This is a genomic window from Psychrobacter sp. AOP7-A1-24, assembly GCF_052376235.1.
GTDB lineage: Bacteria > Pseudomonadota > Gammaproteobacteria > Pseudomonadales > Moraxellaceae > Psychrobacter.
Genome location: NZ_JBQSVM010000064.1, coordinates 1 through 8,317, shown reverse-complemented (window position 1 = coordinate 8,317; position 8,317 = coordinate 1). Strand labels below are relative to the sequence as shown.

Below are 8,317 nucleotides of genomic sequence, written 5' to 3'. Positions count from 1 at the left end.
CCTTTAAAGTCACAGCGTCTAATTGTGTTTTAATATTCAGATAGAACCCTATTGTTAGCAGCTTTCCTAGTAAATGACCTTATAATATCCGCACACGACTGACGAGTGCCAATAGCTTTTTGTCCGACCATTACCGTTCAGTCCATAATGCATGTAGAATTAGGTTGTTTTAAGTTATTGGTCGATCAATTTTGACATGGTAGAAGGTTTACTACTCTTTATTATTAATGAGTTTTGCTATCATTATTTATGACATCGCTAACATAGGTTGGTAAATCCCACGCACCACCAGAAAATCCTCGACACATGCCCGTACTAAAATCTGTCATTTTTGCGAAGGTTGTACCATTCCACACCCATGTTTTGCTATTCCAACAATCTCCCACTCCTCTATCTTTATGATTAGCCGAAATCTCACCATCAGAATAATCATTACCTGATGTGGTAATCAATGTTGGTTGGCTTGGCTTGTTGTGATCGATTACCCAATAACCGTTAGCTGCGTTATAAGCACCTTGCCAACACATATGACTGGCAAGCGTATGTGTTGCATCGATAGTAGTAAAGTCCCAACGAAGCATATTAGAGCCATACTTGGACATCCGTTGGTATATTTCAGTTTTTGGATTAACCAGCTCACAGCTTCCTGTCGTATCTTCAGACCCTACAAACTGCTTATCATCAATGTTTATCCACTTGTCTATATTCGCTTGAAAGTAGGCCAACTTCGATGAGCCCAGCTGTTTGTGGTCTGCTTCGGTATAAACAGAGGCTCTGTTGATCACAGGTTTTTGCTTGGCAGATTTGGGTGTTTGTTTTCGCACACTGCTTTTACTTACCAATGCGATTGGTGTGCCCACTCTTCCTTGTACCTCATCCAGCTTGAGTAGCACAGCCCCCATACCCTTGTCACTGACTGTCCAACTGTCGCTACCCGCTTTTATCTCTATTTTAGTATTCAGGCGAGCGTGGTTGATAAGCTGTTTAGTTTGCTCAGCGGTTAAATTATATATAGAGCCATCAGAACTTGGTTGCAAGCGACCATAGTCTTTACCATTCAGCCAAAGCGCAACGTTATCTTGGCTTTGTTCTGAAACCTCTGGTAAAAACTGTATTCGACCCATTGGCAGGCCCACTTTTGGTATAGCGGTCAATAAAATAGAGGCAGGGGTCGCCATTTGGCCTTCATCTGCATACCCCACTGCTCGGCAGGTTAGCGTGTTATCACAGATCACTTGCCAATCATCTTTGACGAAGCCCCAGCCTTCAAATGGATCGCCATAAGCGTCTGCCGCCAAAGCGGGTATCGAAAATAGACCAATCGTCATCAAAGCTATTATTTTTTTCATAATCTCTCACTCTTGTTTTAATTACAGTTTTTTTTATCTAACATCTATGACGACTGCCATTTATTTTGGCGACTGTTCATCCTAACTGCTATCTACCCTACTACATTTTGAAAAATTATTTTTTTGTAATAGTCGTTACGGGCATTATCAGTATCTAAAAAATCTGCTAACACATGTCATTCATTCTGTTTTATACCGCTTTTCAGTCGAGATTGCAGCCACACCAACGCAGTACATCTCTGAACCCCCTGCTTTTTCTAGCCGATCAACCAATGCTAACACTGATGATAAAAAGTATACGTTGTTCGTTTGATTACAACGGTCGTGCGGCATTAATACGGTATCGGAATCAACTCAAATAACCAAGGTTTCAAGCACCAATTCACCGCTTTTGACTAGTTGACCCTTGAGCGTTTTCAAATGCTTAAACAGTGATTGACGGTGGTAAATAATCTTAATGCGACTACTAATATCATTCATTCTTTTCCGTTTTATATATAGAGTTAATCAAAATTTCAGACTAAGATTTTGCCCATATCGCATTTATTAAAGTCGCAAGCACAATCAAACCAACGCCTAGCATTTGTAAGGGTTTTAAAGATTGGTTTAATAGCAGTGTTGCAAGCATAATTGCAGTTAAGGGTTCAACAATGGTAAAAACAGATGCCTTGGTTGCAGATAGTTTTTTTAGCGCTGTCATATACAAAAAAAATGGCGCTATCGTGCCAATCACGCTTAATCCTAATACAAATAGGATCGCAGAGTTCGGTAAGCTTACTAAAGTGCTATAGGTATGATAGGTCTGTGGTAAAAGCAATAGGATAAAACCACTAAAAGCTGCTGAGCTGAAAAGCACCAAGTTTGCTGGATGGTTATAAGATATAGCTTTCTTGCCCAATATGCCGTAGAGCGAATAACACAACCCAGAGAGTAAACCGACCAAAATACCAACATTCAAACTAATTTTATCACCTAGCATCAAGCATGCTACACCGACGACTGCAACACCTGCTAATAGCGCAGACTTTAAGGAGATTGTTTCACCCAAAATAATCTTTGCGAATATCAAACTAAAAACAGGTGCTGTATATAGCAGTGCTACTGCCATACTCACTCCTACATATTGCACCGTAAAGAAATAACATAGCGTCATCCCCAGTACGCCTATAAGCGACTGTAGAGCAAGGCTAGTCCACTCTTTAACGGTAAGGTTTTTAAAGTTCGATATTAGTCTTGGAACTAAGATTAATAGTAGAACTCCTGCCGTCACGACCCTTAGCGTAGTGATCTCAAAGCTAGTAAAACCAAGTTTGCCTAGCTGTGTTGAAAAAATCCCAAGCGTACCCCAACAGACCCCAGCAGCTATCACTTGTAATGAGCCGATGAGTATTTGGCTGTGCCCTGCTTTACTTACTTCAAATATTCTATCCATAGAAATTACCCTTCCTTCAGGCTGAAAAAGTTAGTTACAAAAACTTACTTTAATTGTATTAAGTTATTATAATAGTATTATACATTCTGTATACACGGAAAGAAATTACTATTTTGCTAGATATATTTTCTTGTAAATAGTTGCTAGTGATCTGTTATTGACCACTAATCTAGTGTCAATAACAGCATAAAAAGGAATTTGTGATGATTAAAGTAAGCTCATTGCCATCTGATGATAAAACTTGTGGTTGGTATCATTTAAGTAAAAAGCGCGCTGCCAATCCTGCCCATTCTGGAACAAGTCGGGCTCGTTGGGTGATTATAGGTGCAGGTTATACAGGTTTAGCTGCTGCTCGTGAGATGGCCAAAAACTTTCCCAACGAAGAGATTGTACTTGTGGAAGCACAAGAAGCTGGGTTTGGGACGGCTGGTCGTAATGCAGGTTTCGCGATTGATTTGCCACATGATATTGGTGCGGATGACTATATCGGTGATCTGCATACCGCGAATATGGCCCTAAAATTAAATCTTACTGGTCAACAAATCTTAAAATCTATTGTCGATGAACATGAAATCGACTGTCAAATGCGTGAATCTGGTAAATATCAAGCTGCTGTAGAGGGTCGAGGTATTGCTATTCTTGAAGCTTATCAAAGAGGACTCGATAAGCTAGGACAATCCTATGAAACTATTAGTGGTAAAGATTTATCTGAGCATATTGGTACATCCTTTTATAAACAAGGATTATTCACACCAGGTACTATCCTTATTCAACCCTCTGCACTGGTGAAAGGGTTAGCAGATACCCTACCAAGCAACGTCACCTTATATGAAAACACCCCAATCACGGAAGTGAATTACGGTGAAAAAATTACCCTAGGTCATGCCAATGGCAAAATAATCACCGACAATTTAATTCTAGCTAACAATGCCTTTGGTATGCGATTTGGTTTCTTACAAGGGACTATGCTACCTATTTTCACTTATGCCAGCCTCACTCGTCCTTTAACCACAGATGAGCAAAAATCGATGGGAGGTAAGGATTTCTGGGGTCTTATTCCCGCCGATCCATTTGGTACAACACTACGCCGTACTCACGACAATCGTATCTTAGTACGCAACAGCTTTAGCTTTAATCCTGATGGTCGTAGCAAGCAGAAATATTTAGATCGTTTTATCGATCGTCATCGCCAATCGTTCAAAAACCGTTTCCCAATGCTGTCAAATGTTGATTTTGAATATACATGGGGCGGATCACTCGCTTTATCTCGTAATCATCAAGGCTTCTTTGGAAAGCTTGCACCCAATGTTTATGGTGCTTTATGTTGCAATGGATTGGGTATTACGCGAGGTACGGTAACAGGTACATTGCTTGCTGACTGGTGTGCTGGCGATCACAACGACATGATTGACTCTCTACTTACGTCGCCGAAACCTAACGGGAACCTGCCTGAGCCACTGTTATCTATCGGTGTCAATGCCAATCTTTGGTGGAATCAGAAAAAGGCTGGCTTAGAAAGTTGATGTAATAGTTGTTTTAGAGGTATTTAGGCGATTTTAATTCGCTTGTGAATAATCAAAATTTTGAGCTTGCTTATACAAGAAGTGTATGGATACACGCTCACCTAAAGTGAAGTCATATAAGGAAATTGAAAATGAGTAGCTCTCATATGTCTATTGAAGACGCACCGTTAAATCGCTTCCATCAGATTCTAAGTTTGCGTACAGGGGGTGGCTGGTTATTAGATGGTTATGTCCTGAGTATCATTGGCGTAGCTATGGTAGCAATGTCAGACGCTCTAAATTTGACAAGTTTTTGGCAAGGTATGATTGCCGCTTCAGCACTCATTGGAATCTTTGTTGGTGGTTTCCTCGGCGGGTGGATGTCTGATTTTATGGGTCGAAAAAGGCTGTATTTTGTATCTCCAGCCATATTCACTATTTGCTCTATTCTGCAACTATGGATAGATTCTGAATGGCTATTGTTTTTAAGTCGTTTTGTAATTGGTATTGGCGTTGGTTATGAATACACCGTTGCAGGTGCAATTTTAGCTGAGTTCTTACCTAAAAAAAATCGCGGTCCTCGCTTAGCTGCATTAACTACTTTATGGTTTGCAGGGGCGGCGATTGCATATATTGTGGGCAATATTATTTTGAAGGAAGCTGGACCTAACGCTTGGCGGTATGTTTTAGCAAGCCCTGCTATCTTAGGTATCGCATTATTTCTCTTTCGTATTGGTACACCTGAATCCCCCCGTTGGTTAATTAGCAAAGGACGTGTCACTGAGGCAGATATTATTATTAAACAAGTCTACGGTAACAACTATTCAGTTGCCAATGTCGAAACACAGCCGTCTACTCGTAAGGTTTCTCTAAGTGAGCTTCTAGCTTCAGGTTATGGAAAACGAGTCTTCTTCGTTACGATGTTTTGGTCTTGTTCAGTGATTCCTGTCTTCGCGGTTTATGCTTTCGCACCAAGAGTGCTTGAAGCTCTAAACTTGACAGGAGATTGGGCCGCTTATGGTTCGGTAGCAATTACCTTGTTGTTCGTTGTTGGCTGCGTTGTTGCAACTCAACTTATCAACATAGTTGGTCGTCGACCCATGGTTATACATAGTTTTTTATGGTCAGGATTAGCGTTATTAGGATTAGGTATATTTTCTGACAGCTCACAGATATTAATTTTAATTTTATTCGGTCTATATGCAGTATTTATTGGTGGTGCTCAAGTTCTACAGTTTGTATACCCGAATGAGTTATTTCCGACAGAAATTCGTTCGATAGGCGTAGGTATGGGTGCATCATTCTCTCGGTTCGGTGCAGCTATTGGTACTTGGTTGGTACCTATCTCACTCGATACCATTGGTATTGGCAACACTATGTTCGTAGCAGCTGCCGTAACCTTCATTGGACTCGCAATTTCTTATTTCTTAGCACCTGAAACACAATCATTAAGTTTAGAAGAAGCAACCTCCCTAACACCAAGCCGTCAAGCTTGATGTTTATCAAAAGTAGTAACTATTATTTAATCAAAACCAGGAAAGGAGATTTATCATGAAATTTGAAGGTATTTATACACCAGCCATTACCCCATTAACAAATGACGGTAAAATTGACAATCAAGCATTTAGTGAGGTTTTAGAGTCATTAATTGAAGCGAAAGTGCACGGTATTATCATTGGTGGTTCGACAGGCGAGTATTATTCACATACTCCAGAAGAACGTTTTGCCTTGAGTAAGCTTGCCAAAGATGTAATCGGTGACAGAACGGCTCTAATCATTGGTACGGGTGCGACTCGTACTGAAGATTCAATCGAATATGCGAAGGTTGCCAAAGAGATTAAAGCAGATGCAATTTTAGTAGGTTCACCACCTTATGCCCTACCAACTGAAGCAGAAAATGCAGCTCATGCATTGGCTATAGATAAAGTAGCTGATTTACCAATTATGTTATACGACTATCCTGGACGTATGGGTGTCATGATGGGCAGTGAGTTTTTTGAGACCGTTTTTGCGCACTCAAACAACTTCGAGGCTATCAAAGCAAGCTCGGGAGATATGAACCAACTACATATGTTAGCTCGCACCTATCCCAAACTGCAATTATCGTGCGGTTGGGATGACCAAGCATTAGAGTTTTTCGCGTGGGGTGCAAGTAGCTGGGTTTGTGCAGGTTCAAACTTTTTACCACAAGAACATATTGCCTTATATGAAGCTTGTGTCCTAGAAAAAGACTTTGATAAAGGTCGTCGCATTATGATGGCAATGCTACCGTTTATGGATTTCTTAGAAACAGGTAAGTTTGTCCAAACCATCAAATATGGTTGTGAGCTTAACGGGTTGAAAACTGGTGGTGTTAGATCGCCTCTACAGCCATTAAGTGATGAGCAAAAACAAACGTTAGAACAAATTGTGACAACTTTGAAGCAAGAAGTTGCCGCCATTAGAGGTAAATAATATGTCTGATCTCCTAACTTTAGAAGAATATACAAAAATTGCTGATAATTTGTCATTGCAAACCCAAGCTTTCATTGATGGCTCGTTTCAAGATGCTAAATCCGGTAAAACCTTTGATACTACTAACCCAGCTACGGGTGACCTAATCACCAAAATTGCAGCTTGCGGTCAAGAAGATGTCGATATGGCTGTTGCAAGTGCCAAAGAAGCTTTTGAAGATGGTAGATGGTGTAAACAATCACCTAACGATCGCAAAAAAGTGTTATTGGAATTTGCTGATTTAATCGAAGAAAATATTATTGAATTGGCAGTCATGGAAAGTGTGGATAGCGGCAAGCCTGTTTCAGAATGTCAGCTAACTGATCTGCCAGAGGCTATACATACTATCCGATGGCATGCTGAATTAATCGATAAGATATACGATAATACTGCCCCGTTGAATGATGATTCAGTAGCCATGATTGTACGTGAGCCCATTGGTGTGGTTGGGCTTGTATTACCTTGGAACTTCCCTCTACTGATGTTGGCTTGGAAAATTGGGCCAGCGCTAGCCTCTGGTTGCTCTATTGTGGTAAAACCTGCTAAAGAAACCACATTGACAACCCTAAAAGTTGCTGAGCTTGCAAAACAAGCAGGCTTACCAGACGGCGTATTAAATATCGTTTCTGGTAGCGGCAAAGAAGCTGGTGAACCCTTAGGCCTCCATATGGATGTCGATATGATTAGTTTCACAGGCTCTACGCAAACAGGCAAGTTATTTCTAAGATATGCGGCTGATTCAAACCTAAAACGTATCGTTCTTGAATGCGGTGGTAAAAATCCTGCTGTTGTATTCAAAGATGTGGAAAATCTAGATAACGTTGCTGCTCATATTGTTAATGGCGCATTTTGGAATATGGGAGAGAACTGTTCAGCCTCTTCTCGCTTGATTGTACACCAAGATATTAAAGATGAACTATTGACCTTAATTGGTAAGCACATGAGCGAGTGGCAAACAGGTAACCCACTTGATCCAAACAATCAAATTGGTTCCTTGGTTAGCGACTCTCACTTCGAAAAAGTTAAATCCTATGTGGAGATAGCCAGACAAGGTGAGCATCACATTCAATTTGGCGGCAAAGCAGAAAATAACTTTGTGGAACCTACTGTTGTCGATAATGTCTCAGCAACCAGTCAATTATTCCAAGAAGAAATTTTTGGTCCGGTATTGGTTGTTACTACCTTCGCTGAAGATAATGAAGCGCTAGAGTTAGCCAATGACACGATTTACGGTCTTACAGGTGCCGTTTATAGTGACAATATCAAAAAAGCCATTAAAGCCGCTCGTGCCATCCGTGCAGGTGTGGTAACGATTAATTGTTTTGGTGAAGGCGATATTACTACGCCATTTGGGGGATACAAAGAATCCGGCTTTGGTGGACGCGATAAGTCAGCTTGGGCACATGACCAGTATACCGAATTGAAAACGATTTGGATTGATTTAAATGACGATTGATGTTGTTTATCAATACTTATTATTACAGGTATATTGATAAATTAATTGCCATCTCTTAGTATGGGCTAACTGTATTTTATTACAT

At 40.5% G+C, this 8,317-nt stretch carries 6 protein-coding genes and 1 pseudogene; 4 read left to right on the top strand and 3 right to left on the bottom strand.

All coding sequences use genetic code 11. From position 1 onward, the window contains the following. Positions 1-224 precede the first annotated feature (224 nt). The 3 genes and pseudogenes from ACT3QQ_RS13125 to ACT3QQ_RS13115 form a co-directional block, all read right to left on the bottom strand. Positions 225-1,349, bottom strand: coding sequence for a DUF1176 domain-containing protein (locus ACT3QQ_RS13125; protein WP_444528335.1), 1,125 nt, complete (start codon positions 1,347-1,349; stop codon positions 225-227). A gap of 180 nt (positions 1,350-1,529) precedes the next feature. After that, a pseudogene (locus ACT3QQ_RS13120) lies at positions 1,530-1,829 on the bottom strand (DUF1698 domain-containing protein). Between the two features lie 40 nt (positions 1,830-1,869). Further along, the gene (locus tag ACT3QQ_RS13115; protein ID WP_444528334.1) at positions 1,870-2,781 is read right to left on the bottom strand and encodes a DMT family transporter; all 912 of its coding nucleotides are present in this window, start codon (positions 2,779-2,781) and stop codon (positions 1,870-1,872) included. Positions 2,782-2,984: 203 nt separating this feature from the next. Between ACT3QQ_RS13115 and ACT3QQ_RS13110 the strand changes: the two genes are divergently transcribed. The 4 genes from ACT3QQ_RS13110 (at position 2,985) to ACT3QQ_RS13095 (ending at position 8,232) form a co-directional block, all read left to right on the top strand. Next, complete coding sequence (locus ACT3QQ_RS13110; protein ID WP_444528333.1) at positions 2,985-4,304, top strand: NAD(P)/FAD-dependent oxidoreductase; 1,320 nt, start codon at positions 2,985-2,987, stop codon at positions 4,302-4,304. Positions 4,305-4,435: 131 nt separating this feature from the next. Further along, complete coding sequence (locus ACT3QQ_RS13105) at positions 4,436-5,779, top strand: MFS transporter (RefSeq protein WP_444528332.1); 1,344 nt, start codon at positions 4,436-4,438, stop codon at positions 5,777-5,779. A gap of 55 nt (positions 5,780-5,834) precedes the next feature. Beyond that, positions 5,835-6,737, top strand: coding sequence for a dihydrodipicolinate synthase family protein (locus tag ACT3QQ_RS13100; RefSeq protein ID WP_444528331.1), 903 nt, complete (start codon positions 5,835-5,837; stop codon positions 6,735-6,737). Between the two features lies 1 nt (position 6,738). Next, positions 6,739-8,232, top strand: coding sequence for an aldehyde dehydrogenase (locus tag ACT3QQ_RS13095; protein ID WP_444528330.1), 1,494 nt, complete (start codon positions 6,739-6,741; stop codon positions 8,230-8,232). Positions 8,233-8,317 lie beyond the last annotated feature (85 nt).

What these genes read in the sequence shown, in the direction of transcription:
- ACT3QQ_RS13125 (WP_444528335.1), bottom strand. Translation starts at nt 1,349, where the DNA reads ATGAAAAAAATAATAGCTTTGATGACGATTGGTCTATTTTCGATACCC.
- ACT3QQ_RS13115 (WP_444528334.1), bottom strand. Translation starts at nt 2,781, where the DNA reads ATGGATAGAATATTTGAAGTAAGTAAAGCAGGGCACAGCCAAATACTC.
- ACT3QQ_RS13110 (WP_444528333.1), top strand. Translation starts at nt 2,985, where the DNA reads ATGATTAAAGTAAGCTCATTGCCATCTGATGATAAAACTTGTGGTTGG.
- ACT3QQ_RS13105 (WP_444528332.1), top strand. Translation starts at nt 4,436, where the DNA reads ATGAGTAGCTCTCATATGTCTATTGAAGACGCACCGTTAAATCGCTTC.
- ACT3QQ_RS13100 (WP_444528331.1), top strand. Translation starts at nt 5,835, where the DNA reads ATGAAATTTGAAGGTATTTATACACCAGCCATTACCCCATTAACAAAT.
- ACT3QQ_RS13095 (WP_444528330.1), top strand. Translation starts at nt 6,739, where the DNA reads ATGTCTGATCTCCTAACTTTAGAAGAATATACAAAAATTGCTGATAAT.